This window comes from Pseudomonas sp. 8209 (assembly GCF_028682105.1).
GTDB classification, from domain to species: domain Bacteria; phylum Pseudomonadota; class Gammaproteobacteria; order Pseudomonadales; family Pseudomonadaceae; genus Aquipseudomonas; species Aquipseudomonas palmensis.
Genome location: NZ_JANIAH010000001.1, coordinates 50,345 through 75,025 on the forward strand (window position 1 = coordinate 50,345; position 24,681 = coordinate 75,025).

A 24,681-nucleotide genomic window follows, 5' to 3' on the forward strand; every position below is an offset into this window, starting at 1 on the left:
CCAACCAGAAGGAGTCGTACATGGCGAAGAAAGCCCGCCCAGCCACGTTCATCAACGACCCGCTGTGGTACAAGGACGCGATCATCTACCAGGTGCACGTCAAGTCGTTCTTCGACTCCAACGGCGACGGCATCGGTGATTTTCCCGGCCTGATCGCCAAGCTCGACTACATCGCCGAGCTTGGGGTCAACACCCTGTGGCTGCTGCCGTTCTACCCCTCGCCACGGCGCGACGACGGCTACGACATCGCCGCCTACAAGGCCGTGCACAGCGACTACGGCACCCTGGCCGACGTGCGACGCTTCATCGCCGAGGCGCACAAGCGCAACCTGCGGGTGATAACCGAGCTTGTCATCAACCACACCTCCGACCAGCACCCGTGGTTCCAGAAGGCCCGGCGCGCCAAGCCCGGCTCCAGGGCGCGGGACTTTTATGTGTGGTCCGACACCGATACCAGGTACGACGGCACGCGCATCATCTTCCTCGACACCGAGCACTCCAACTGGACCTGGGACCCGGTTGCCGGCCAGTACTTCTGGCACCGCTTCTATTCGCACCAGCCCGACCTCAACTTCGACAACCCGCAGGTGCTCAAGGCGGTGATCGGGGTGATGCGCTACTGGCTCGACCTGGGCGTGGATGGCCTGCGCCTGGATGCCATCCCGTACCTGATCGAGCGCGATGGCACCAACAACGAGAACCTGCCCGAAACCCACCAGGTGCTGAAGAAGATCCGCGCCGAAATCGACGCCAACTACCCCGACCGCATGCTGCTGGCCGAGGCCAACCAGTGGCCCGAGGACACCCAGCTGTACTTCGGCGAAGGGCAGGGCGACGAGTGCCACATGGCCTTTCACTTTCCGCTGATGCCGCGCATGTACATGGCGCTGGCCCAGGAAGACCGCTTTCCGGTCACCGACATCCTGCGCCAGACCCCGGAGATCCCGGCCAACTGCCAATGGGCGATCTTCCTGCGCAACCACGACGAGCTGACCCTGGAGATGGTCACCGACCGCGAGCGCGACTACCTGTGGAACTACTACGCCCAGGATCGTCGCGCGCGCATCAACCTGGGCATCCGCCGGCGCCTGGCACCGTTGCTGCAACGCGACCGGCGCCGGGTCGAGCTGCTGACCAGCCTGCTGCTGTCGATGCCGGGCACCCCGACCCTGTATTACGGTGACGAGATCGGCATGGGCGACAACATCTACCTGGGCGACCGCGACGGCGTGCGCACGCCGATGCAATGGTCCATCGACCGCAACGGCGGCTTCTCCCGCGCCGACCCGGCACGCCTGGTGCTGCCGCCGATCATGGACCCGCTGTACGGCTACCAGTCGGTGAACGTCGAGGCCCAGGCCAGCGACCCGCATTCGCTGCTCAACTTCAACCGTCGCCTGCTGGCGGTGCGCAAGCAGCAAAAGGCCTTTGGCCGCGGCAGCCTGACCATGCTCTCGCCCAGCAACCGCCGCATCCTGGCGTATGTCCGCGAATTCACCGGCAGCGACGGCAAGGGCGAAACCATTCTGTGCGTGGCCAACGTGTCCCGCGCCGCCCAGGCGGCAGAGCTGGACCTCTCGGCCTATGTCGACCAGGTGCCGGTGGAGATGCTCGGCGGCAGCGCGTTCCCGCCGATCGGCCAACTGCCGTTTCTGCTGACCTTGCCGCCCTATGGCTTCTACTGGTTCCTGCTCGCGCCCAGGGACCAGATGCCCAGCTGGCATGTGCAGCCCGCGCAGCCGCTACCGGAGTTCACCACCGTGGTGCTCAAGAAACGCATGGAAGAGCTGCTCGAATCGCCGTCGCGCGACACCCTGCAAGACGCCATCCTGCCGCAGTACCTGCCCAAGCGCCGCTGGTTCGCGGGCAAGGGCGCCGCGCTGGAAAAGGTGCGCATCGCCTATGGCGTGCGCTTCGGTGCGGCCACCAGCCCCGTGCTGCTCAGTGAAATCGAGGTCGACAGCGGCGGGCAGACCAGCCGCTATCAGTTGCCGTTCGGCCTGATCGGCGAAGACCAGCTGACCAGCGCATTGCCCCAGCAACTGGCCCTGTCACGGGTACGCCGGGGGCGCCAGGTGGGCCTGATCACCGATGGTTTCGTGCTCGAAAGCTTCATTCGCGCGGTGCTGGCCGGCTTTGCCGATGGCACGCGCCTGAGCTGCAGCGACGGCGAGTTGCAGTTCCAGGCCACCGAGCAGCTGGCCGCCCTGGAGCTGGGCGACGAGCCGGCGGTGCGCTACCTGTCGGCCGAGCAGTCCAACAGCTCGGTGGTGGTAGGGGGCAGCCTGGTGCTCAAGCTGATCCGCCGGGTCAATGGCGGCATCCACCCCGAGCTCGAGATGAGCGCCTACCTCACTGCCGCCGGCTACCCGAACATATCACCGCTGCTGGGCTGGCTGAGCCGGGTGGACGCCACCGGGCAGCCGCACCTGCTGATGATCGCCCAGGGCTACCTGAGCAACCAGGGCGACGCCTGGGACTGGACCCAGAACACCCTGGAACGCGCGATTCGCGACGAAATGGAACCCGGCATCCAGGCCCCGCAGGCCCATGCCGATGCCTTGCAGGAGCTGCAGGCCTTTGCCGCGCAGCTGGGCCAGCGCCTGGGCCAGATGCACCAGGTGCTGGCCGCGCCCACCCAGGACCCGGCGTTCAAGCCGCGGGTGAGTAGCGCGCGCGATGGCAAGGCCTGGGGCAAGCAGGTCAGTGCCCAGCTCAACCAGGCGTTCGACCTGCTGGAGCAGCACCGCGATGAGCTGGATGCCGACAGCCAGGCGCTGGTCGACGACCTGGGCAAGCAGCGCAAGGGCCTGCTCGAACAGGTCAGCGAACTGGCCATGCAGGCGGTCGGTGGCGTGCTGATACGGGTACACGGCGACCTGCACCTGGGCCAGGTGCTGGTGGTGCAGGGCGATGCCTATCTGATCGACTTCGAAGGCGAGCCGGCGCGCCCGCTGGAGGAGCGACGCGGCAAGCACAGCCCGTACAAGGACGTCAGCGGCGTGCTGCGTTCGTTCGACTATGCTGCTGCGATGGTGTTGCGCAGCGCGTCGGGGGTGGACGTCTCGCCGCCGGCCCGCCAGGCCCGTCAGCGCGTGGCGCGGCGCTACCTGCACCAGGCCCGGCATGCCTTTGTTCAGGCCTACGATCTGGCCACCGCCGACCTGCCGCACGCCTGGGAACAGCCCGGCGGGGCACGCGCGGCGCTGGACCTGTTCAGCCTGGAAAAGGCTGCCTACGAAATTATGTATGAAGCCGAGAATCGCCCGAGCTGGTTGGCCGTGCCCTTGCATGGCCTCCATGGGCTTGTCAGTACGTGGGGAGAATGAATGAGCGCGCACAAGCGGGAACAGGCTGGGTTGGGCACAAGGGATATCGATGACCTGGTCAATGCCAGGCACGGCGACCCGTTCGCGGTGCTCGGGCCGCACCCGGATGGCGCGGGCGGGCAGTGGATACGCGCCTACCTGCCCGATGCCCTGAGCGCCCGGGCGGTGGCCCGCGACAGTGGGCAGGTGCTGCTGGAGCTGGAGCAGGGCAGTGTGCCCGGGCTGTTCAGCGGGCGGTTGCAGCAACAGCAGGCGTACGACCTGCACATCAACTGGGCAGGGGGCGAGCAGGTCACCGAAGACCCCTACAGCTTTACCCAGCTGCTGCTGGGGGAGATGGACCTGTACCTGTTCGCCGAGGGCAATCATCGCGACCTGGCCAAGGTGTTCGGCGCGCAGCCCGCACAGGTGGACGGCATCGACGGGGTGCGCTTTGCGGTGTGGGCGCCGAATGCGCGGCGGGTGTCGGTGGTCGGTCACTTCAACAACTGGGACGGGCGCCGCCACCCGATGCGCAAGCGCGTGCCCAGCGGTGTGTGGGAGCTGTTCATCCCGCGCCTGCAGGCCGGCGAGACGTACAAGTACGAACTGCTCGGGCCCGACGGCATCCTGCCGCTCAAGGCCGACCCGCTGGCACTGGCCACCGAGCTGCCGCCCAGCACCGCCTCGAAGGTGGCCGCCGCGCTGGGCCATGTGTGGCAGGACCAGGGCTGGATGCGCGTGCGTGCGGCGCACCAGGCCACCAACGCGCCGCTGTCGATCTACGAACTGCACGCCGGTTCCTGGCAATGCGAGCTGGATGAAAGCGGTGAAGTGGCCCGCTACTACAACTGGCGCGAACTGGCCGAGCGGCTGGTGCCCTACATCCAGGAACTGGGCTTCACCCATATCGAGCTGATGCCGATCATGGAGCATCCGTTTGGCGGCTCGTGGGGCTACCAGCCGTTGTCGATGTTCGCGCCCACCGCGCGCTATGGCACGGCCGAGGATTTCGCCGCGTTCATCGACGCCTGCCACCAGGCCCACATCGGCGTGATCCTCGACTGGGTGCCGGCGCATTTTCCCACCGACGAACATGGGCTGGCGCAGTTCGATGGCACCGCATTGTATGAGTACGCCAACCCGCTGGAGGGCTTCCACCAGGACTGGGACACGCTGATCTACAACCTGGGGCGCAACGAGGTGCACGGCTTCATGCTGGCTTCGGCATTGCACTGGCTCAAGCATTTTCACATCGACGGGCTGCGGGTGGATGCGGTGGCCTCGATGCTGTACCGCGACTATTCGCGCAAGGCCGGCGAATGGGTGCCCAACCGCCACGGCGGGCGCGAGAACCTGGAGGCCATCGATTTTCTGCGCCACCTCAACGACGTGGTGGCCCAGGAGGCGCCGGGGGCGCTGGTGATCGCCGAGGAATCCACCGCCTGGCCGGGTGTCAGCCAGCCGACCCAGCAGGGCGGCCTGGGTTTCAACTACAAGTGGAACATGGGCTGGATGCACGACACCCTGCATTACATCCAGAACGACCCGATCCACCGTGCGCATCATCACAACGAGATGAGCTTCGGCCTGATCTACGCGTATTCCGAGCATTTCATCCTGCCGATTTCCCATGACGAGGTGGTGCACGGCAAGCACTCGCTGATCGACAAGATGCCGGGCGACCGCTGGCAGAAGTTCGCCAACCTGCGCGCGTACCTGGCCTTCATGTGGTGCCATCCGGGCAAGAAGCTGCTGTTCATGGGCTGCGAATTCGGCCAGTGGCGCGAGTGGAACCATGACGCGGAACTGGACTGGTACCTGTTGCAGTACCCCGAGCACAAGGGTGTGCAGTCGCTGGTGGCCGACCTGAACCGGCTGTACCGCGACGAGAAGGCGCTGCATCAGCAGGACTGCGTGCCGCAAGGGTTCCAGTGGCTGATCGGCGACGATGCGCGCAACAGCGTGTATGCGTGGCTGCGCTGGAGCGACGAGGGCGAGCCGTTGCTGGTGGTGGCCAACTTCACGCCGGTGCCGAGGGAGGGTTATCGCATCGGGGTGCCGTTTGGCGAACAGTGGGTGGAGGTGCTCAACAGCGATGCCCAGGTGTATGCCGGGTCCAACTACGGCAACCTCGGGGCGGTGAACAGCGAGGCGTTGCCCAGCCATGGGCAGCCGCTGTCGCTGGCGGTGAACCTGCCGCCACTGGCGGTGCTGGTGCTGCGCCCGGCTTGAGACCTTGGGCCTGCTGCGCAGGCCATTCGCGGGTCAAGCCCGCTCCCACAGGGATTGCAGTGTTTTCAGGAACTGCGCTGCACCTGTGGGAGCGGGCTTGACCCGCGATTCGATCTACAGGTCCAGCACCAGCCGGGCCGTGCGCGCCCGCGACACGCACAGCATCATGCTCTGCTGCGAAGCCTTCTCTTCATCGCTCAGGTACTGGTCGAAATGCTCGGCCTCACCCTCCAGAATCATGGTCTCGCAGGTGCCGCACACACCCTCGCGGCACAGGCATTCCACCTTGGCCGCCTTGGATTTCTCGATGGCCTGCAAGATGGTCATGCCTTCCTCCACCTGCAACTCCTGCCCCGAGCGCGCCAGCACCACGGTAAACGCTGCACCGGTCACCGGCGCCGCGGCAAACTGCTCCCAGTGCACGCGCTGCTCGGCAATGCCCAGCGATGCTGCGGTGGCGATCACCGCATCGATCAGCGGCTTGGGCCCGCACACATACACATGCGCCGCGTCATCCAGGCCCGCAAACAGCGTGGCCAGGTCCAGCTTGCGCTCCAGGCTGTCGATGTAGAACTGCGTGTTGGCCGCATGCGGCCCGCTGCTCAGTTCGGCCTGGAACGCGCCATGCTCGGGGCTGCGAAAGGCATAGTGCAGCTCGTAGGCGGTGCTGCCGGCCTCCAGTTCATGCAACTGCGCCAGAAACGGCGTGATGCCGATGCCGCCGGCGATCAGTACGTGCCGGCCCGCGCTCGGGTCCAGTGCGAACAGGTTGTTGGGGCTGGAGATGGTCAGCACGCTGCCCACCTCGACCTGCTGGTGCATGAACGCCGAGCCACCCTTGGACTGCTCTTCAAGGCGCACGCCGATCTGGTAGCTGCGGGTGTCGCGCGGGTCGCTCATCAGTGAGTAGGCGTTGCTGAACTGGCGCCCGTCGGCGCCCTGCATCTGCACGATCACGTGGCTGCCACCGGTAAATGCCGGCATCGGCGCGCCGTCCTCACGGGCCAGGGTGAAGCGCTTGATCAGCGGCGTCGCCTGCTCGACGGCGGTTACCTGCACACTGAACATCTCGTATTTGTTGGCCATGATTCACCTCGACTGCCACTGGCTCACACGGCCAGGCACAGGTACTTGATTTGCAGATAGTCTTCGATGCCGTAGCGCGAGCCTTCGCGGCCCAGGCCCGACTGCTTGACGCCGCCAAACGGCGCCACTTCATTGGAGATCAGCCCGGTATTGATACCGACCATGCCGTACTCCAGTGCCTCGGCCACCTTGAACACCCGGGCGATGTCGCGGCTGTAGAAGTACGCCGCCAGGCCGTACAGGGTGTCGTTGGCCTGGGCAATCACCTCTTCGTCGCTGCGAAAGCGCACGATGGCCGCCACCGGGCCGAAGATCTCGTCCTGCAACAGCTGGGTGCCCGGCGCAATGTTGGCCAGCACCGTGGGTGCGAAGAAGTTGCCGCCCAGCGCATGGGCTTCGCCGCCCAGCAGCAGGTCGGCGCCCTTGGCCACGGCGTCGTCGATCAGGCTGCGCACCTTGGCCACGGCCTTGTCGCTGATCAGCGGGCCGACCTGGCTCGCGGCGCTGGTGCCGTGGCCCACGCCCAGGGCGCGCACGCGCTCCACGAAGCGTTCGGTGAACTGCGCATACACGCTGTCATGCACGTAGAAACGGTTGACGCATACGCAGGTCTGGCCGGCGTTGCGGTACTTGGCTGCCAGCGCGCCTTCGACGGCGGCGTCGATGTCGGCATCGTCGAACACGATGAACGGCGCGTTGCCGCCCAGTTCCAGCGACACCTTCTTGATGCTCTGGGCACACTGGCCCATCAGCAGCCGGCCGATCGGGGTGGAGCCGGTAAAGCTCAGCTTGCGCACGGCCGGGTGCCCGGTGAACTGGGCGCCAATGGCCACCGCATCACCGGTGACCACGCTGAACACCCCGGCCGGGATGCCTGCACGTTCGGCCAGCTCCACCAGCGCCAGGGCGCAGAAGGGGGTTTCGTTGGCTGGCTTGACCACGATGGTGCAGCCGGCGGCCAGGGCCGGGGCCACCTTGCGCGTGATCATCGCCGCCGGGAAGTTCCACGGGGTGATGGCGGTGCACACGCCGATGCCCTGCTTGATCACCAGCAGGCGCTTGTCGTTGGAAGGGCTGGGGATGACATCGCCGTAGACGCGCTTGCCTTCCTCGGCAAACCATTCGATGAACGAGGCCGCGTAGCGGATCTCGCCCAGTGCCTCGTGCAGTGGCTTGCCCTGCTCGAAGGTCATCAGCCGGGCCAGGTCGTCTTCGTGCTGCAGCAGCAGTTCGAACCAGCGGCGCAGCACCTGCGCGCGGTCCTTGGCGGTGCGCTCGCGCCAGCCTTGCAGCGCGGCCTCGGCGGCTTCGATGGCGCGTACCGTCTCGGCGCCGCCCATCAGCGGCACGCTGCCCAGGCGTTCGCCGTTGGCCGGGTCGCAGACCTCGACCTGACGACCGTCGTCGGCATCGCACCAGTGGCCGTTGATGTACGCCTGTTGGCGCAGCAGTGTGGGATCGTTGAGTTTCACGCAAGGCACTCCATGCCGCCCCCGGCGTACCGGGGGCGGGCGTTGTCAGTCGTTGAGGTGGGCGACGGCGATCAGGTTGTGGAAGTGGGCGATGCCGTGCTCGCTCATGCCGCTGCGCTCACGGTCGGCCATGATCCGGCCCTGGCCACGGTAGCCGCGGGACTTGAGGCCCTTCTGCACGCTCTCGACCAGGCGCAGGTCCTCGGGGCGGAACACCTCGCGGTACCAGTCGATGAGTTTCTGCTGCTCTTCGGTGATGTCCTTGTTCAGGAAGTACACGTCGTAGTGCTGCAGGGTGGTTTCGGCGTCGACCGGGAACTCGTAGATCACGGTCATGAAGTTCGCGCCTGGCGGCACGTTGAACATGGTGCACGGCCATGCCCAGAAGCCGGCGAAGGAGGGGTCCTTGACGCTTTCGTCGAACTTGAACGACTGCTCCGACGGCTTGGCCAGGCCATATTGCAGGGTCCAGTTGCCGTAGGTGGTGTGGCTGTACTGGCCGACGTCCACCGAGTCGGAGAAGCCCGGGTGCGCCGGGGCGCAGTGGTAGCACTCCAGGTAGTTGTCGACGATGGACTTCCAGTTGGCCGGGGTATCGCTGACGAAACGTGCTGCCAGGTGCAGGTCGTCGATCACCGCGCAGGCCTGGCGCATGCGTGCCTGCAGGCCGGGCAGCTGGTCTTCGACGCTGCCGGCGTCCATGTCCATGTTGATGAAGATGAAGCCTGCGTACTCTTCCACGCGCAGCTGCACCAGGGTGGAGTTCTGCTTGTCGAAGTTGACCACGTTCTCGCAGTTGCGTGCGTGGGCCAGTTCGCCGTCGAGCTTGAAGGTCCAGGCGTGGTACGGGCAGGTGATCACGTTCTTGGCCTTGCCGCTGCCGCTGAGCAGCTGGTGGCCACGGTGCGGGCACACGTTGTAGAAGGCGCGCAGCACGCTGTCGCGACCACGCACCACGATGATGCTCTCGCCGATGATCTCGCGGGTGATGTAGGCGTTGTTCTCGGCCACTTCGCTGCGATGACCCACGCAGATCCAGCTGCGCGCGAAGATGTTCTCTTTCTCGTGCTCGAACACCGCAGGCTGGGTGTAGAACTTGGCCGGAATGGTGAAGGCCTCGTCTGCGCTGGCGCAGAAATCGGCGGGCAGGCGTTTGAAGTCGTTCATTGCTATCTCCTCACGGGGGCGTCCAGCCAGGCCGGCGCACCGTTGTTCAATTGGCTTTTACTTATTGGTTTACGTGTATCTATTGGTTAACAGAACAGGCAAAAAAAAGGACCGTCAGGCCTGCATCCGTGCAGGTGGGTCGGGGTCAGCGACTCAGCGGGCCGTCGCGGTTACCGGGGCCGCTGCGGGTTGTTCAACGGGTTCAGGCTGTTCGGGCTGCTCGCCGGCCAGGCGCGCGGCCTCTTCCTCGATGCGGTGGGCCGGCACGTGGCCGTAGTCCTGCAGCATCCACTTGAAGAAGCCGTAGATCTTGATCAGCAGGATCACCATGAACGGGATCGCGGTCAGCACCACGGCGGTCTTCATGGTCGACAGCGAGGCCTTGGCGAACAGCATGGCCAGCGGTACCAGGGTCAGCACCACGCACCAGAACAGACGGTGGGTGGGGGTGGGGTCGTCGCCTTCGCGCAGGTTGCGGGTACTGGTGGCCGCCACGGCATAGGCGGCAGCGTCCATGTGCGAGGCGCAGAACACCGCCATGATGAACAGGTACACGCCCAGGAACACCTTGCCCATCGGCAGTGCTGTCAGCAGGGCACTGACCGCCGATTCGCCGCCTTGCTCGCTGAGGATCTTCGGTACGTCGATGGCGCCGTTGATGAACTGGTGCATGCTGTAGCTTTCCAGCGCGCCAAAGAAGAACCAGCAGCCCACGCTGCCACCGGCGAGCAGGGCGAACACCACTTCCTTGAGCTGGCGCCCACGGGACACACGGGTCACGAACATGGCCACGCCCGGGGCATAGGACACCCACCACAGCCAGTAGAACACCGTCCAGTTGCGGGTGAACGCGCCGTCGCCGGCCGGGTCGGTGAACAGGCTCATGCGCACATAGTTCTGCACCATCAGGCCGATGGAGTTGGCGGTGTTGTTGATGGTGAACTGGGTCGGGCCCACCAGCAGCACCACGCCGGCGAACACCAGCGCGCCGATGCACACCATCTTGCTCAGGCGCTGCAGGCCGCCATCGATGCCGATGTAGGAACTGAGCGAGAACAGGATGGCCACTGCACCGATCACCATCAGTTGCACGGTGAAGGTGTCGGGGGTACCGGCCAGGTCATGCAGGCCGCGGGTCAGGGTCGAGGCGGTGAGCGCCAGCGACACGGTCAGCGCGCCCATCATGGTCAGCAGGAAGATCAGGTCCACGGTGCGACCGATCGGGCCGGTGGCCTTGAAGCCGGTCACCGCCTCGACGATCGAGGCCAGGTTCAGGCCGCTCTTCTTGCGCACGTGGAAGTGATAGGCCATGGCCAGCGAGGCCAGGGCATAGATCGACCAGGCGCTGATGCCCCAGTGGAAGAACGAGTAGCTGACGCTGTATTCCAGCGCCTGGCTCGATTGCGCGGCAATGTTCAGACCAGGGGTCTGGTAGTAGTAGGCCCATTCCATCACGCCCCAGTACAAGGTCGAGGACCCCATGCCGGCACAGATGAACATGAACACCCAGGTGGGGGTGGAGTACTCGGGCTTGCCGCTGCCGAAGCGGATGTTGCCGTACTTGCTGAACGCCAGATACAGCACGGCCAGCGAACTGCCGAATACCAGCACCTGGACACTGGTGCCGAAGGTACGGGTGGCAATCTCGAACAACTGGTTGGCGGCCTGTTCGGCCTGGGAGGGAAACACGGCGAGGCCGATCACGGTGAGCAGCACGGCAATCAGGCTCACGGTAATCAGGAACACATCTATCTGTTTTTTATTCTTGTGCGACATCATCGTCTCCTGGACGTTGGCGTTCTTATCTGTACCCGGCAGGCAATCCGGGGGGTAGTGCGGTAAAGCGTCCTCCTTCTGTTAACTATAAGTTAACTACTATCTTTTGGTTAACAGATTCTGCCTAGAATCTTGTGGGCTCGCAAGAGGTGACGGGCCGGATTGTCTGGCAATTCAGACAACCGGCCCGTTGTTTCACCCTTCGATCAGCGCGGTGATGGCCTGGCCGACCTGTTGGGTGGACTTCTGCCCGCCCATGTCGCGGGTGGTGTCGCCGGCGGCGATCACGCGCTCGATGGCGCCAAGGATGTCGTCGTGGGCGGCGCGGTAGCGCGGGTCGGCGCCGTCATTGCCGAGGAACTCCAGCATCAGCGCCCCGGACCAGATCATCGCGATCGGGTTGGCGATGTTCTGGCCGAAGATATCCGGCGCCGAGCCGTGGACCGGTTCGAACAGCGACGGGAACCTGCGCTCGGGGTTGAGGTTGGCCGACGGTGCGATGCCGATGGTGCCGGCGCAGGCCGGGCCCAGGTCGGAGAGGATGTCGCCGAACAGGTTGGAAGCCACCACCACGTCGAAGCGGTCCGGCTGCAGCACGAAGCGTGCGCAGAGGATGTCGATGTGCTGCTTGTCCCAGCTGATCTCGGGGTAGTTGGCGGCCATCGCGGCGGTGCGCTCGTCCCAGTACGGCATGCTCACGGCCATGCCGTTGGACTTGGTGGCCGAGGTCACGTGCTTGCGCTCACGGGTCTGCGCCACGTCGAAGGCATACTTGAGAATGCGGTCGACGCCGCGGCGGGTGAACACCGACTCCTGCAGCACGAACTCGTTTTCGGTGCCTTCGAACATGCGACCGCCCAGCGAGGAGTATTCGCCCTCGGTATTCTCGCGGATCACCACGAAGTCGATGTCGCCCGGCTCGCGACCGGCCAGCGGGCAGGGTACGCCGGGGAACAGGCGCACCGGACGGATGTTCACGTACTGGTCGAAGTCGCGGCGGAACTTGAGCAGCGAGCCCCACAGCGAGATGTGGTCCGGCACCTTGTCGGGCCAGCCGACCGCACCGAAGTACAGCGCATCGAAGCCCTTGAGCTGCTCGAACCAGTCATCGGGCATCATCTTGCCGTGGGCCAGGTAATAGTCGCAGCTGGCCCACTCGAAGAATTCGAACTGGATGTCCAGGCCGTGCTTGCGCGCGGCGGCTTCGACCACGCGGATGCCCTCGGGCAGCACTTCGTTTCCGATACCGTCGCCGGGAATGGCGGCAATCTTGAAGGTCTTGGTCATGGCGGCTCACTCGTTGTTGTTTGGGAACAGGTGAGCGCATGCTATAAGCCATTGGGTCAGAGATAATCTCGCCCAACATGAATTCTTTGTGCACATATCGTGAATAGTCTGCCCAACCTCGAAGACCTCAACATTTTTGTCCAGGTGGCCAAGCGCGCCAGCTTTGCCGCGGTGGCCGAGCAACTGGGCATGTCGGCCGCGTTCATCAGCAAGCGTGTGCGCCTGCTCGAGCAGCAGATGGGCGTGCGCCTGCTGCACCGCACCACGCGGCGGGTGTCGCTGAGCGAGGAGGGCGAGCGGGTCTACCAGTGGGCCTTGCAGATCTTCGAGACGGTGCAGCGCATGGGCGACGACATCAGCACCCAGCACCGCGTGCCGGTGGGCCAGTTGCGTATCGCCAGCAGTCTGGGCCTGGGCCGGCGCTTCGTGGCGCCGGCGCTGTCGGAGCTGGCCGAGCGCTACCCGCAGCTGGATATTCGCCTGGACGTGCACGACCGCCTGGTGGACCTGATCGAGGAGGGGGTAGACCTGGATATCCGCGTGGGCAACGTGATTGCCCCGCACCTGATCGCCAAGCCGCTGGCCCACAACCGGCGCGTGCTGTGCGCCGCACCGGGCTACCTGCAACGGCGCGGCACGCCGCGCCAACTGGCCGAGTTGAGCAGCCATGACTGTTTGGTGATCAAGGAGCGTGACCACCCGTTCGGCGTCTGGCAACTACAGGGGCCGCAGGGCGAGCAGAGCGTGCGGGTGACCGGCGGGCTGTCGACCAACCACGGCGAGGTGGCGCACCAATGGTGCCTGGACGGGCGGGGGATACTGCTGCGTTCGTACTGGGATGTGCACGACAGCCTGGCCGATGGCCGGCTGGTGCCGGTGCTGGAGGACTATCACCAGGCGGCGGACATCTGGGCGGTATACACCTCGCCCCTGGCCAGCTCGGCGAAAGTACGCGTGGCGGTCGAGTTCCTGCGCCAGTACTTCGCCGAGCGCTACAGCCTGCCGGTGCTGGGCTAGCCCTTGGCGGGCACGATCTTCTTGATGGTGCCGTTGGTGATTTCGATCAGCACGTAGTTGTCCTGGATCTTGACCCACTGGCTGTCTTCGTCGGGCTGGCTCAGGCCCTTTTCCTTCCAGCCGCGCAGGGCCATGTCGTCGCGCTTGTAGAGGTCGGGGGCCTTGTCGTGCACCTTCAGCTCGCGGGTCGGGGACTCGGGCGCGACCACGCTGGGCTCGGCGGCCTGGGCCGGGAGCTGGACCAGGGCGACACTGCCGAGCAGGGCAAGGGTGGTGAACAGTTTGCGTGCAGTCATGCGGTACTCCTGATGGCTGGGGCTTGAAGGGTGGGACTGCGCGGTGCTGAAAACATTCAATCGGCTGTATATCTGCGGCGTTGCCTTCGCTGGCAATGCCAGCTCCCACAGGGTTTTGTGAACGCCCGACACGGTTTCTGTGACACAACCCGCACCCCAGAGCCTTCGTCTGAACTTTTTGAAACGCCCGGGGTTCGAAAGGTCGCATTCGACCCCGAGTGCCTTTCACATAAATGGAGACTGAAAGTGATGTCCAAGCGATTCGGCAACCTGCTGCTCAAGACCTCGGCCCTGGCGGTACTGGCCGCCCCCCTGAGTGCGCTGGCCGCAGCCCCCACCGACCCGATTGCAACCTTTGGTGTTCTCGGCGCCTACAACAAGTTCAAGCTCGAAGGCGGCAGCGAGTCCGATACCGACCGCATGGGTGAAGGCGGCCTGTTCTTCAACTTCGGCAACAAGCTCACCGCTGAATCCGGCTTCATCTACCAGGCCGGTGTCGACCTCAAGTACGGCGACCACAACGACACCAAGCTCAAGGAAGGCCAGGCCGACGTGGACCTGGGCTGGCGCGCCGCGATCGATGCGCGCAACTCGGTCGACCTGATCGTGGGCGGCGGCTACAACTGGTCGCGCTACGAGCTGGAATCCAACGGCTACGACATGAAGCTGACCGGTCGCACCCCCTTCGCCAAGGCCGCGCTGGGCTACAACCACCAGTTCGACGACATGACCCTGCGCCTGGAAGCCGGTGCACGCCGTTCGCTGGACAGCAAGGCCAAGCTGCATGTCGAAGACGTGGGCAACGACACCGTCGACCTCAAGGACCGTACCAACCCCTATGCCGAAGTCAGCCTGCTGATGAACCAGAAGGGCTCGATGCCGGTGATGGCCGGCCTGTACTACACCCGCACCGAGTACAAGCTGGACGAAGACTCGGAAGTGGCCGACAACATCAAGCTCAAGCGTGACGAGTTCGGCATCAAGGTCGGCCTTGCGTTCTAAGGGCTAGCGCCCGCGCTTGCGCGACACCACCGCCTCGATGTTCTTGCGCCCGATCAGCCTTGGCTGTTCGGGCGCAGTCATTTCACCCAGCCACTTGTACATCACCAGGCAGTCGACCAGGCCCAGGCGGGCATGCTGGTAGGCCCTGGGCAGGCGCCCGACGGTCTCGAAGCCCAGCGCGTGCCACAGCGCCACGGCCACCTCGTTGCTGGCCACCACCGAGTTGAACTGCATGGCCAGGAAGCCCTCGTTGCGTGCCAGGCGCTGGGAGTGCTCGCACATCAGCCGCGCCACGCCGCGCCCGCGGGCGGCCTCGGCGACCATGTAGCCGCAGTTGCTCACATGGCTGCCGGGGCCTGCGGCATTGGCCTTGAGGTAGTACGCGCCCAGCAACTGGCCCTCGTCCTCGACCACCAGCGTGTGCAGCGGCACCTCCAGCCACAGGTGCCGGGCCTGCTCCAGGCTCAGGTTCGGGTCGTAGGCGTAGGTCTCCCGCGCCGCGATCACGGCCTGAAAGGTGGGCCAGAAGCGGTCGAAATCGGCGGCGGTCATCGGGCGGATCTGCAGCATGGGAATCCTTGGCGGGCGAAGGGGGCGGGTGGGGCGCCATTCTAAGGGATTGCGCCCCGACCGGCGCAATCAACTGAACGCTGGCGCCGGGGTGGGCTCCAAATTCGACCACTGGTTGCGGATACCCAGACATGTCGAAAATCATCACCCAGCCCTTGCCCGTGCAATCGAGCGACGAAGACGACCCGTTGCTGTTCGGCTCGCCCAAGGAGCGCCTGGACTTCTACCGGCGCGAGATCCAGTACGAAACCAGCCTGCTGTCCAACCGGACCAACGCCTACCTCACGGCGCAGTCGTTCCTGGTGATCGCCTTTGCCTCGTCGATGGCCAACCTCAACCCCGAATGGGGCAAGCTGTTCACCCTGGTGGTGCCGTGCCTGATGGCGCTGCTTGGCATCGTCAGCTCGCTCAACGCCTGGCCGGGCATACGCGCGGCCTACCTGATCATCGATCACTGGCACTTCAAGCAGAGCAACCTGCTGCACAGCAAGCCGGCCATGGGCCTGGCCTACGACGAATCGCCGCTGTTCAACGAGCTGGAATCGAGCCACAAGGGCTTTTGCAAGTCGCTGCTGTTCTCCATGCGCACGCCCTGGCTGTTCATCGGCTTCTGGCTGCTGCTGGGCAGCTTCTGCCTGTACATCCAGTTCACCAACCCGGGTGGTTGAGGCCACCGTGCAGGCCGGCTAGAGTGGCGGCTCATGCATTCACAGGGGAAGGGAACCCATGGAGTCGATCACCTTGCGCGCGGCCCGGGCCGGCGATGGGGCAGCGGTATTTGCGGTGACGCACCAGTCGATCACGCAATTGGCGGGTGGGCGCTATTCGGATGAGCAGTTGCGCGGCTGGATGGGCCAGCGAACCCATGAGGATTACGAGCGTTCCATTGCCAAGGGCTCGATGGTGGTGGCATGTCAGGGTGAGACGGTGGTCGGTTTTGTCGACGCTGAACCTGGCGAAGTCACGCGCCTGTTCGTGCTGCAGCAGGCGGCCGGCCAGCAACTGGGCAGCCGCCTGCTGGAGGCGGGCCTGGCCAAGGCCCGGGCGCCGGGCGTGGAGGTGATCAAGGTCGAGTCCACGCTCAATGCCGAGGGCTTCTATCAGCGTCACGGGTTTGTCGCCAAGGGGCGCGACTTCTTCTCCCACGGGGTGGGCGGCGACCCGATCGAGGTGGTGCTGATGGAGCGGCCTGCGCAGCCCTGAGCGCAGGCCCCGGGTCGGGTTACTCCCCGGCCTTGCCCACCGCATCCAGTGCGCGCGCCGAGTACACCAGGGCGGCGCCGGCGTTCATCGCCACGGCCACGCCCAGGGCCTCGGCGATTTCCTCACGGGTGGCGCCTTGCTTGACCGCCTGCGCCGAGTGCACGGCAATGCAGCCGTCGCAGCGGGTGGTCACCGCCACGGCCAGGGAGATCAGCTCGCGGGTCTTTGCGTCCAGGTGGTTGGTCTTGGCCCCGGCGCCGCTGGCGGTCATGTAGCCGTCGACCGTGCCGGGCGAGAGTTGCTTGAGGTCGCCGATACCGGCCATCAGCTGTTTGCGGTAGCCATCCCAGTCCATCATGCTCATCGTCTTCACCTTTTTGTGTTGCGACAAAATGAACAGTGAAGCTAGTTTTTTCGGCACTGGGGCGCCGTTGGTCGATGGTCGGGGTGGGGGCGTACTTTGGTAGGGGCCGTTTTGCCGCAAGGCCGGCCCCCACAGGCTCACGCGCCGCCTGCAGGAGCCGGCCTTACCGGCGAAAGGGCCACCTCAGATATAGATGAACACCAGCAGCAACAGCGCCACCACCGCCCACTTCTCCAGGTAGTAGCGCAGCCGGTTGCGCTTCTTCAGCGCCTTGCCGCGCTCGCGGATCTTGTAGATGCGCGTGAACAGCCGGTTGATCCCGCCGGTCTTGTCGCCCGCATCGTTCGGCGCCGCAGCGGCGGCCATCACCTTGCGGCTGAACCAGCGGTTGAACGCCGTCGCCCAGCGGTACTTCAGCGGTCGCTCCACATCACAGAACAGGATGATGCGGTTGTGCTCGGTGTGGTTGGCCGCGTAGTGGATGTAGGTTTCGTCGAACATCACCGCCTCGCCGTCGCGCCAGTGGTAGTTCTCGCCGTCGACGCAGATATAGCAGGCCTCGTCGTTGGGCGTGTCCAGCCCCAGGTGGTAGCGGTAGGAGCCGGCATACGGGTCACGATGGCGCACAAGTTTGGAGCCCGGCGGCAGGGTGGCGAACATCGCCGCCTTGACCGTGCCGATGCCCTGCAGCAGTTCGGTGGTGCGTGGGCACAGCTTCATGGCCGACGGGTGGCTTTCGCCGTACCACTTCAGGTAGAAGCGCTTCCAGCCGCTCTTGAAGAACGAGTTGAAGCCGACGTCGTCATGGCTCTGCGAACTCTTGATTTCGCCCACGTGCAGCAGTTGCTGGGCTTCGGCACGAATTTCCTGCCAGTTGTCCTGCAGCGGCTTGAGCTCGGGGAAGGCCTCCACCGGCAGGTAAGGCTTGGCCGGCAGCCGGGAGAACAGGTAGAGGAACACGTTGATCGGGGCCAGGAAGCTGGAGTGATCGCCCAGCTGGCGGGTGAGCTTGTGCCGCACGCGCCCGCGCAGGTGCACGTAGGCGATGGAGAAGACAAACAGTAGAACGAGAAAGATTTTCATGGTCGATTAACAGGTCGATGTGGCTATGCGCCATGGCATGAGCAGGCCAGCATAAACAATCAACCGCGTGCTTTGTACATATTGTTACGTTTTGGGGTGCCGACCTTTGGCTAGGTCGGCGGTCGTTCGGCAGGCATCAGGACGGTTGATGGCGCCACACCGGCTGGCCATGGGCATCCAGTGCCCAGTGCGCCAGCCCGGCCTGCAGGCGTACACCGCCTACCCAGCGTTCGGGGGCCGCGTGGTCCAGCCAGTAGGCGTTGCCTGCCAGTACCTGCTGGCCCAGGGCCGTGAGGGTCAGGCTGCGTTGCGGCCAGGGCAGGTGAACGTCCGCTTCGATCAGCAACGGCGTGGGCGCATCGATCAGCGGGCGCATCAGCGCATGGAACATCTGGTCGCCCAGGTACGGCAGTGGCTCGCGCCTGCTCATGAGCTCTGCGAACACCCGGCCGAACGCCAGGCTGCCGGCCTCGGCGACGATGCCCAGGGCCAGGCGCTCGGTCAGCGACAGGCCGTCGGCCAGCCCCGGCAGTTCCTGCAACTGGCGCAGCAATGCCGGCGCCAGCAAGGGCAGTGCCGGGCTTGGCGCATGGGCCAGCTGCGCCCAGGCCAGTGGCGAGGGCGCGCAGTACGCCGCCCAGGCACGACGGGCCAGCGCCAGCGCTGCCTCGTCCAGCCGCCGACGCTGGGGCCACAGCCAGGCCAGCAGGTCCGGCGCGAGCTGGCCGATGCCGATGAAACGCTGCACCCCCGGCACCTGGCTGATCTCGATCAGTTCCAGGCACTCGGGCAACTGCTCGATGCCCGCCAGCACGCGGATCAGGAACAGCTGGTCATAGGCATCCGCCTCGCACCACAGCACGGCGTGCGGGCACCCGTCGAGCTGCGCCAGGGCGGCGTACTCCTCGGCACTGCGCCGCGCCACGTCGGCTTCTGGCATGCCGAACACGCGGCTGATGTAGTCGTTGCGCAGGGCGAGCAACGGTTGCGCCGGCAGTGCCGGTACCGGGCCCATGCACAGCGGGTCGATGAAGGTATGGAAGGCCCCCTTGAAACCGGCCAGGCGCAGGGTATGGGCGATGTCGTTGCCACACCGCCAATGCACGCTGCGGGCTTCGTCGTCGGCTTCGAAGCCGGGGTTGCGTGCGGCAAAGTCGATGGCGTCGACATGCGCCTTGAGCCTTGGCCAGCTGGCAAAGCCCAGCTCCTGCGCGATCAGCCACTGCGCATCGGCCAGGCGTGGGGCGCGGGTGTGGGGCAGGGGCTTGAAGTGCGCCGGCGCAGTGCCGGCCAGCAGGTGCCTGAGCAGGGTCTTGGCGCGTTTGCGCTGGTGTTCGAGGTTGATTCTGCCGTCATGGCAGATGTGCGGGGGCAGGGCGGTGAGCATACGATCTCCTGGGTCGGGCCTTGTCCGCTTGCAGGCCGGGAGTCGTATCGACGAATGAGGCTGTTCTGTACCGGGGCGTGGCCCTTTGCGCGGACGGCAGGCGCGGAGAACGCCAGGGCGTGACTATAGCGAAGCCTGCCGGCAGCGACAACGGGCAACCGGCATGAGCGCACGATGCGGGAGAAATCGTGCCCTCGCCGTGCAGCAGGAGTACCCTGTCGCCTTCGCTCATTCTGGAACCCACTGGGCAAGGACCTTATGCCGATACTCCCTTCCAACAGCGATTTCATGCAACTGGCCCTGATCGAGGGGCGCCGTGCCTTGCCGGCGTGCCGGCCCAACCCGCCGGTGGGCTGCGTGATGGTCCGCGATCACCAGGTGATCAGCCAGGGCCACACCCAGCCGCCGGGGCAGCCCCATGCCGAGGCCATGGCGTTGGCGAAATTGCCGGAAGGGGGCCGGGGTGTGACAGCGTATGTGACCCTGGAGCCCTGTTCGTTCCAGGGGCGCACCCCATCGTGTGCCCTGGCGTTGATCGACAAGGGGGTGGAGCGGGTGTTCGTCGGCATGCTCGACCCGGACCCGCGCAATGCCGGGGCCGGGGTTCGCCTGTTGCGTCAGGCCGGTGTCGAGGTGATCGTCGGGCTGCTGGCCGAAGAGGTCTCCAGGGACCTGCGCACCTACCTGCTGGCCGAGGCCTGAGGCGCCCCACCCACTCCAGCCGCCGGCCTTGCCGGCGAAGGCGCGCCCGCAACCTGGCATGCATAGCCTCATCGCTATGTATTTTTGTATATTGCGAGGGTCTTTCCCCGAAGTGCCATCGCCATGCCCAGCATTCGTCAACGCAACCAGCAGCTGATTCTCGAGGCCGCCAGCGAGGAATTCGCCAGCAAGGGCTACAACGCCGCCCAGACCCGCGACATCGCGGCCCGCGCCGGCGTGCCCAAGGCCAACCTGTACTACTACTTCCAGACCAAGGAAAACCTCTACACCCGGGTGCTGATGGCCTTTCTGGAACCCTTGCTCGCGGCCTCCGCCGTGCTGCGCGCCAGCGATGACCCGCAGGTGGCGCTGCCGGCCTACATCCAGGCGCGCATCCGCATCGTGCGTGACCACCCGTACACCTCCAACGTGTTCAGCAGCGAGCTGCTGCACGGGGCCAAGCAACTGCCCGGGGTGTGCCGCGACCTGCTGCGCGCCGAGGCGCAGCTCAACGTGCACTGCCTGAACAGCTGGATCAAACGCGGCCTGATCGCCCCGGTCGACCCGCAACACCTGATGCTGTTCATCTGGTCGGCCACCCGCACCTACACCAATTTCGGCTGGCGCATGGCCCAGCTCACGGGCGTGCATGCGCCCCAGGGCGACGACTACGCGCTGGCGGCCGCCACCATCACCCGCCTGGTGCTGCAGGGCGCCACGCCTGGCATGCCGGCGCCGCGCCCCATGCGGCCGACCAACTAGAAACAATCCTGCATTTTTTTGTACACGAAACTGTATTAAAGATTTTCACCTCCCCAGCCGAAACAGCGGTGATAGCAAATTGCCAGAACTCACGCTGCACGGGTGACTGGCGCCTCATGCCCGGGGAGGGTGAAGCGCGCGATGAATATAAAAAACAAGCTGGTCCTTGCGTTTGTACTGGTGGCTTTCATCCCGGTGACGGTGGTCGCGGTGGTCAGCGTGATGAACATCCGCACCCAGGCGGTTGAACAGTTCATCGATGGCAGCACCCGGGAAATACGCCAGATCGACGGCAACATGCGCCAGTTCTTCGACGGGATGCAGCAGAACGTCGATCAGATGTCGGCCGATCCTGTATACAGCGCTGTGCAGACGCTCAAGGACTACCGCGCTGCCGACGCCGCCAGCCAGCCCCTGCCAGCGCCGGCCCAGGGGGTGATCGATGCCTTTGCACGCTTTGGCGCCACCCACCCGGCGGCGGCCATCCTGTCCATCGGCCTGGAAGACGGCACCTACGCCAAGTGGCCGGATGACCCGCAACTGGCCAACTACGACCCGCGCCAGCGCCCCTGGTACAAGGCCGCGATGGCCAGCCCCGGCAAGACCGTGCGCACCCCCGCCTACTACTACGACAAGGACGACGTGGCCCTGGTGGGCACCGCCCGGGCCATGCTCGACGGCGCCGGCAAGCCCCGCGGCGTGTTCGTCGTCAGCGTCTCGCTGAAGAACCTCACCGAACTGGTCAAGAGCATCAAGCTGGGTCAAAGCGGCTACGTGATGCTGATCGAGGACGGTGTGGTGCTGGTCGACCCGCGCGACGACGGGCACAGCTTCAAGCCGCTCAAGGACCTGGGCGAGCCCTACGCCAGGCTCGCGGCCACCGAACAGGGGGCTGCCGACGTCGAGATCGACGGGGTTCGCTACATGGCCAACGTATGGACCTCCCCAGGCCTGGGCTGGCGCTTCGTGGGCCTGATCGAGCAGCGCGAAGTGATGGGCGCCGCCACGCGCATGACCTACCTGGCCGGGATCATCGTGGTGGTGCTGGCGATCTTTTTCGCGCTGATCGGCGCCGCGTTCGCCCGGGTGATCGTCAAGCCCATCGGCCAGGTCAGCACGGGCCTGCAGTCGATCGCCGAGGGCGAGGGCGACCTGCGCCGCGACCTGGTTGTGCAGGGCAAGGACGAAACCGCCGAGCTGGCCGGCTGGTTCAACCGGTTTCTGGCGGCCATCCGCCAGTTGATCCAGCGCATCGGCGCAGCCTCCACCAACCTGCACGACGCCTCGCAGGTCAACAGCGAGGTGGCCACCAACATGAACCAGGCGGCTGGGCGCCAGCGTGAAGCGGTGGAGCTGGTTTCCACCGCATTCAACGAAATGGTCGCCACCGCCAACGAGGTGGCCCGCTCGTGCAGCAACGCCGCCGATTCCGCCGAAAGCGGGCATCGCCGGGTGGCCGAAGGCAAGCAGCAGATCGAGCTGACCACCGAGAACGTCAACCGCCTGGGCAACCGCCTGAGCGAGTCGTCCCAGGCCATGGTCGAGCTGGAGGAGGGCAGCCGCAGCATCAACCAGATCCTGGGCACCATTCGCGCCATCGCCGAGCAGACCAACCTGCTGGCGCTCAATGCCGCCATCGAGGCCGCCCGCGCCGGCGACCAGGGCCGCGGCTTTGCCGTGGTGGCGGACGAGGTGCGCGCGCTGGCCAAGCGCACCGCCGACTCCACCGGCGAAATCGACCAGTTGCTCGGTACCCTCGCCAGCAAGACCCAGGAGGTATCGCAGAAGATGCAAAGCTGCCAGGACCTGTCCCGGGCCAGTGTCACCTCCATCGAAAGCGCGCGCGACAGCTTCGAGGGCATCCAGCTGTCGGTCAACGAGATCCGCGACCAGAACCTGCAGATCTCGGCCGCCGCCGAGGAGCAGCACAGTGTGGCCGAGGAGATCAACCGGCATATCCAGCAGATCTACGACGAAGCGCGCCTGGTCGAAAGCCTGGCCAGCTCGGCGCAGGAGGACTCCGGACGGCTGTCCACGCTGTCGGCCGAATTGAACGCACTGGTGGGCCGCTTCAAGTCCTGACCACCGACAACGTTACAATTAATGTCAATGTGATATCATGGCTTCACTGCCGCCGAGTGATCCCGCCGGCAGTGGAGCAAGCACTCATAAAGAACACTGCCCTCCCGCTTCACCGCCTTGCCTGCAGAACCTGACCGCGCCGCCTGTCCCGGCGCGGGTTGTACTTTTGCAGCCACAAGGAACACCCCATGCTTCTGCGCTCCCTCAACATTTCCCTGCGTGCCGGCCTCAGCTTCGCGCTGATTGCCCTGCTGGCGATGGCCCTTGGCGGCCTGTCGCTGCTGGAAATGCGTCGAATGAACGAACAGTCCAACCAGGTCGACCAGAACTGGCTGCCCTCGATTGTCGCGGCCAACGGCGTAGCGCTGACCAGCACCCAGATCCGCACCCTGACCCTGCGCCTGCTGGTACTGCGCGACGGCGACGACCTGCAGGACCTGATCACGCGTCTGCACCAGCTCGAAGCGCAGCTGGACACCCAGGAGGCGACCTATGCCGGGCTGATCACCCTGGCGCAGGAACAGGCCGCGTTCGCCCGCTACCAGCAGGCCAAGACGCGCTACCTTGCCGATCAGCACAAGGTCGTCCAATTACTGCAGCAGGGGCGCAAGGACGACGCCATCGCGCTGGTGGACGCCGGCCCGTACCTGACCAATGCCGACGGCATGCTCACCGACCTGCTCGAAATCATTGCGCTCAACGACAAGGGCGGGGAGCAGGCGGCCCGACGCAGCACCGAGGTATTCCATGGCGCCATCAGCCTGGTGCTGGCGATTCTGGCCGTGGTGCTGGCTTTGACCGTGGCGCTGGCAGTGCTGCTCACGCGCAGCATCGTGCGCCCGCTGGGCGAAGCCGTGGGCATTGCCCAGACCATCGCCGGTGGCGACCTGTGCGACGAGATCAGCATCAGCGGCAAGGATGAGCCGGCGCGTCTGCTGCTGGCGCTGCGCGACATGCAGGGCAGCCTGCGCGGCACGCTGCAGAAAATCGCCAGTTCCTCCAGCCAGCTGGCCTCGGCCGCCGAAGAGCTGCAGGCTGCCACCGACGACTCCAATCGCGCGCTGCAGCAGCAGAACGACGAAGTGGAGCAGGCGGCCACGGCGGTGAACGAGATGACGGCGGCCGTGGAGGAGGTGGCCCGCAACGCCGTGAGCACCTCCGAGGCTTCGCGCCAGACCGACGAGACCGCCCACCACGGCCGCGAGCAGGTGCAGCGCACCGTCGACTCCATCGGCCAGCTTACCGACGACGTGACCCACACCTGCGAGCAGGTCGAGCACCTGGCGGGCGATGTACGCAACATCGGCCAGGTGCTGGAAGTGATCCGCGCGATTGCCGAACAGACCAACCTGCTGGCCCTCAACGCCGCCATCGAGGCGGCCCGGGCCGGGGATGCCGGGCGCGGCTTCGCCGTGGTGGCCGACGAGGTTCGGGCGCTGGCGCACCGCACCCAGCAGTCCACCCAGGAGATCGAGACCATGATCGGGACCATCGAGCAGGGCACCGGCACGGCGGTCACGGCAATGCGCAACAGCAACCAGCGCGCCCACGCCACCCTGGAAGTGGCGCAGCTGTGCGGTCACGCCCTGGACGAGATCACCCAGGCCATCACCGGCATCAACGAGCGCAACCTGGTGATCGCCAGCGCCAGTGAGGAGCAGGCCCAGGTGGCCCGCGAGGTGGACCGCAACCTGGTCAACATCCGTGACCTGTCGATCCAGACCGCGGCCGGTGCACGCCAGAGCAATGCCGCCAGCCAGGCGCTGGCAGGCCTTGCGGTCGACCTCAACCTGCTGGTGACCCAGTTCAAGGTCTAGCAGTAGCCACCATCACGTAGCGCCCCCGGGTCCCCTGCCTTAGACTCAGGGGCTTGAACCCGGGG

At 65.6% G+C, this 24,681-nt stretch carries 20 protein-coding genes and 2 pseudogenes; 12 read left to right on the forward strand and 10 right to left on the reverse strand.

The window, feature by feature from the left end; all coding sequences use genetic code 11:
* The first annotated feature begins 20 nt into the window (after positions 1-20).
* The gene (gene treS / locus NP552_RS00205) at positions 21-3,329 is read left to right on the forward strand and encodes a maltose alpha-D-glucosyltransferase (RefSeq protein ID WP_043863956.1); all 3,309 of its coding nucleotides are present in this window, start codon (positions 21-23) and stop codon (positions 3,327-3,329) included.
* Complete coding sequence (gene glgB / locus NP552_RS00210; RefSeq protein WP_274096265.1) at positions 3,330-5,543, forward strand: 1,4-alpha-glucan branching protein GlgB; 2,214 nt, start codon at positions 3,330-3,332, stop codon at positions 5,541-5,543. It begins immediately after the preceding gene.
* 114 nt (positions 5,544-5,657) lie between these two features.
* Here the strand turns inward: glgB and NP552_RS00215 are convergent, their stop codons facing one another.
* From NP552_RS00215 to NP552_RS00235, 5 genes are all read right to left on the reverse strand, one after another.
* Positions 5,658-6,629, reverse strand: a complete 972-nt coding sequence (locus tag NP552_RS00215; protein ID WP_043863954.1) for a PDR/VanB family oxidoreductase — start codon at positions 6,627-6,629, stop codon at positions 5,658-5,660.
* Between the two features lie 23 nt (positions 6,630-6,652).
* Positions 6,653-8,101, reverse strand: coding sequence for an NAD-dependent succinate-semialdehyde dehydrogenase (locus NP552_RS00220; RefSeq protein WP_043863953.1), 1,449 nt, complete (start codon positions 8,099-8,101; stop codon positions 6,653-6,655).
* Positions 8,102-8,146: 45 nt separating this feature from the next.
* The gene (locus NP552_RS00225; protein WP_043863952.1) at positions 8,147-9,268 is read right to left on the reverse strand and encodes an aromatic ring-hydroxylating oxygenase subunit alpha; all 1,122 of its coding nucleotides are present in this window, start codon (positions 9,266-9,268) and stop codon (positions 8,147-8,149) included.
* Between the two features lie 153 nt (positions 9,269-9,421).
* Positions 9,422-11,044, reverse strand: coding sequence for a BCCT family transporter (locus NP552_RS00230; protein ID WP_043863951.1), 1,623 nt, complete (start codon positions 11,042-11,044; stop codon positions 9,422-9,424).
* Between the two features lie 195 nt (positions 11,045-11,239).
* Positions 11,240-12,331, reverse strand: a complete 1,092-nt coding sequence (locus NP552_RS00235; RefSeq protein WP_043863950.1) for a tartrate dehydrogenase — start codon at positions 12,329-12,331, stop codon at positions 11,240-11,242.
* A 99-nt stretch (positions 12,332-12,430) separates the two neighbouring features.
* Here NP552_RS00235 and NP552_RS00240 point away from each other — a divergent pair, with 99 nt between their 5' ends.
* Positions 12,431-13,348, forward strand: coding sequence for a LysR substrate-binding domain-containing protein (locus NP552_RS00240; RefSeq protein ID WP_054914402.1), 918 nt, complete (start codon positions 12,431-12,433; stop codon positions 13,346-13,348).
* Here the strand turns inward: NP552_RS00240 and NP552_RS00245 are convergent.
* Positions 13,345-13,644: an RcnB family protein gene (locus NP552_RS00245; protein WP_043863948.1), complete on the reverse strand. Its 300-nt coding sequence runs from the start codon at positions 13,642-13,644 to the stop codon at positions 13,345-13,347. The genes NP552_RS00240 and NP552_RS00245 overlap by 4 nt on opposite strands.
* A 249-nt stretch (positions 13,645-13,893) precedes the next feature.
* Between NP552_RS00245 and NP552_RS00250 the strand changes: the two genes are divergently transcribed.
* Positions 13,894-14,646, forward strand: coding sequence for an outer membrane beta-barrel protein (locus tag NP552_RS00250; RefSeq protein ID WP_043863947.1), 753 nt, complete (start codon positions 13,894-13,896; stop codon positions 14,644-14,646).
* Positions 14,647-14,649: 3 nt separating this feature from the next.
* On the opposite strand, the gene NP552_RS00255 is transcribed toward NP552_RS00250, so the two are convergent.
* A complete protein-coding gene (locus NP552_RS00255; RefSeq protein ID WP_043863946.1) occupies positions 14,650-15,216 on the reverse strand; it encodes a GNAT family N-acetyltransferase in 567 nt (188 codons plus the stop codon).
* A 131-nt stretch (positions 15,217-15,347) separates the two neighbouring features.
* On the opposite strand from NP552_RS00255, the gene NP552_RS00260 reads away from it, so the two are divergent.
* Positions 15,348-15,884, forward strand: coding sequence for a hypothetical protein (locus NP552_RS00260; RefSeq protein WP_043860251.1), 537 nt, complete (start codon positions 15,348-15,350; stop codon positions 15,882-15,884).
* Between the two features lie 58 nt (positions 15,885-15,942).
* The gene (locus NP552_RS00265) at positions 15,943-16,419 is read left to right on the forward strand and encodes a GNAT family N-acetyltransferase (protein ID WP_043860250.1); all 477 of its coding nucleotides are present in this window, start codon (positions 15,943-15,945) and stop codon (positions 16,417-16,419) included.
* Positions 16,420-16,438: 19 nt separating this feature from the next.
* Here NP552_RS00265 and NP552_RS00270 read toward each other — a convergent pair whose 3' ends face one another.
* The 3 genes from NP552_RS00270 to NP552_RS00280 all read right to left on the reverse strand — a co-directional run bounded on the left by NP552_RS00270 (position 16,439) and on the right by NP552_RS00280 (position 19,253).
* Entirely contained in the window at positions 16,439-16,783 is a 345-nt protein-coding gene (locus tag NP552_RS00270; protein WP_078481264.1) for a carboxymuconolactone decarboxylase family protein, read from the reverse strand.
* Positions 16,784-16,966: 183 nt separating this feature from the next.
* Positions 16,967-17,866, reverse strand: a complete 900-nt coding sequence (gene lpxO / locus NP552_RS00275; protein WP_043860248.1) for a lipid A hydroxylase LpxO — start codon at positions 17,864-17,866, stop codon at positions 16,967-16,969.
* A gap of 136 nt (positions 17,867-18,002) precedes the next feature.
* Positions 18,003-19,253 carry a DUF1835 domain-containing protein gene (locus NP552_RS00280; protein ID WP_274096266.1) on the reverse strand — a complete coding sequence of 417 codons (1,251 nt, stop codon included), beginning with the start codon at positions 19,251-19,253 and terminating at the stop codon, positions 18,003-18,005.
* A 258-nt stretch (positions 19,254-19,511) separates the two neighbouring features.
* Between NP552_RS00280 and NP552_RS00285 the strand changes: the two genes are divergently transcribed.
* From NP552_RS00285 to NP552_RS25965, 6 genes and pseudogenes are all read left to right on the forward strand, one after another.
* The gene (locus NP552_RS00285; protein ID WP_043860246.1) at positions 19,512-19,955 is read left to right on the forward strand and encodes a bifunctional diaminohydroxyphosphoribosylaminopyrimidine deaminase/5-amino-6-(5-phosphoribosylamino)uracil reductase RibD; all 444 of its coding nucleotides are present in this window, start codon (positions 19,512-19,514) and stop codon (positions 19,953-19,955) included.
* Positions 19,956-20,078: 123 nt separating this feature from the next.
* Positions 20,079-20,717 (forward strand): TetR/AcrR family transcriptional regulator, encoded by a 639-nt coding sequence (locus NP552_RS00290; RefSeq protein ID WP_274096267.1) that lies wholly within the window; start codon positions 20,079-20,081, stop codon positions 20,715-20,717.
* A gap of 222 nt (positions 20,718-20,939) precedes the next feature.
* Positions 20,940-21,944, forward strand: a pseudogene (locus NP552_RS25950) (cache domain-containing protein); the annotation flags it as partial.
* 87 nt (positions 21,945-22,031) lie between these two features.
* Positions 22,032-22,799, forward strand: coding sequence for a methyl-accepting chemotaxis protein (locus tag NP552_RS25955; RefSeq protein WP_370409269.1), 768 nt, complete (start codon positions 22,032-22,034; stop codon positions 22,797-22,799).
* 188 nt (positions 22,800-22,987) lie between these two features.
* Positions 22,988-23,758, forward strand: a pseudogene (locus NP552_RS25960) (MCP four helix bundle domain-containing protein); the annotation flags it as partial.
* Entirely contained in the window at positions 23,753-24,616 is an 864-nt protein-coding gene (locus NP552_RS25965) for a methyl-accepting chemotaxis protein (RefSeq protein WP_370409268.1), read from the forward strand. The pseudogene NP552_RS25960 and the gene NP552_RS25965, both read left to right, overlap by 6 nt.
* Positions 24,617-24,681: the final 65 nt, after the last annotated feature.

Excerpts from the sequence above, each read along its gene's own strand:
- treS (WP_043863956.1), top strand. The coding sequence starts at position 21 with ATGGCGAAGAAAGCCCGCCCAGCCACGTTCATCAACGACCCGCTGTGG.
- glgB (WP_274096265.1), top strand. The coding sequence starts at position 3,330 with ATGAGCGCGCACAAGCGGGAACAGGCTGGGTTGGGCACAAGGGATATC.
- NP552_RS00215 (WP_043863954.1), bottom strand. The coding sequence starts at position 6,629 with ATGGCCAACAAATACGAGATGTTCAGTGTGCAGGTAACCGCCGTCGAG.
- NP552_RS00225 (WP_043863952.1), bottom strand. The coding sequence starts at position 9,268 with ATGAACGACTTCAAACGCCTGCCCGCCGATTTCTGCGCCAGCGCAGAC.
- NP552_RS00230 (WP_043863951.1), bottom strand. The coding sequence starts at position 11,044 with ATGTCGCACAAGAATAAAAAACAGATAGATGTGTTCCTGATTACCGTG.
- NP552_RS00235 (WP_043863950.1), bottom strand. The coding sequence starts at position 12,331 with ATGACCAAGACCTTCAAGATTGCCGCCATTCCCGGCGACGGTATCGGA.
- NP552_RS00245 (WP_043863948.1), bottom strand. The coding sequence starts at position 13,644 with ATGACTGCACGCAAACTGTTCACCACCCTTGCCCTGCTCGGCAGTGTC.
- NP552_RS00250 (WP_043863947.1), top strand. The coding sequence starts at position 13,894 with ATGTCCAAGCGATTCGGCAACCTGCTGCTCAAGACCTCGGCCCTGGCG.
- NP552_RS00255 (WP_043863946.1), bottom strand. The coding sequence starts at position 15,216 with ATGCTGCAGATCCGCCCGATGACCGCCGCCGATTTCGACCGCTTCTGG.
- NP552_RS00260 (WP_043860251.1), top strand. The coding sequence starts at position 15,348 with ATGTCGAAAATCATCACCCAGCCCTTGCCCGTGCAATCGAGCGACGAA.
- NP552_RS00265 (WP_043860250.1), top strand. The coding sequence starts at position 15,943 with ATGGAGTCGATCACCTTGCGCGCGGCCCGGGCCGGCGATGGGGCAGCG.
- NP552_RS00270 (WP_078481264.1), bottom strand. The coding sequence starts at position 16,783 with ATGAGCATGATGGACTGGGATGGCTACCGCAAACAGCTGATGGCCGGT.
- lpxO (WP_043860248.1), bottom strand. The coding sequence starts at position 17,866 with ATGAAAATCTTTCTCGTTCTACTGTTTGTCTTCTCCATCGCCTACGTG.
- NP552_RS00280 (WP_274096266.1), bottom strand. The coding sequence starts at position 19,253 with ATGCTCACCGCCCTGCCCCCGCACATCTGCCATGACGGCAGAATCAAC.
- NP552_RS00285 (WP_043860246.1), top strand. The coding sequence starts at position 19,512 with ATGCCGATACTCCCTTCCAACAGCGATTTCATGCAACTGGCCCTGATC.
- NP552_RS00290 (WP_274096267.1), top strand. The coding sequence starts at position 20,079 with ATGCCCAGCATTCGTCAACGCAACCAGCAGCTGATTCTCGAGGCCGCC.
- NP552_RS25955 (WP_370409269.1), top strand. The coding sequence starts at position 22,032 with ATGAACCAGGCGGCTGGGCGCCAGCGTGAAGCGGTGGAGCTGGTTTCC.
- NP552_RS25965 (WP_370409268.1), top strand. The coding sequence starts at position 23,753 with ATGCAGGGCAGCCTGCGCGGCACGCTGCAGAAAATCGCCAGTTCCTCC.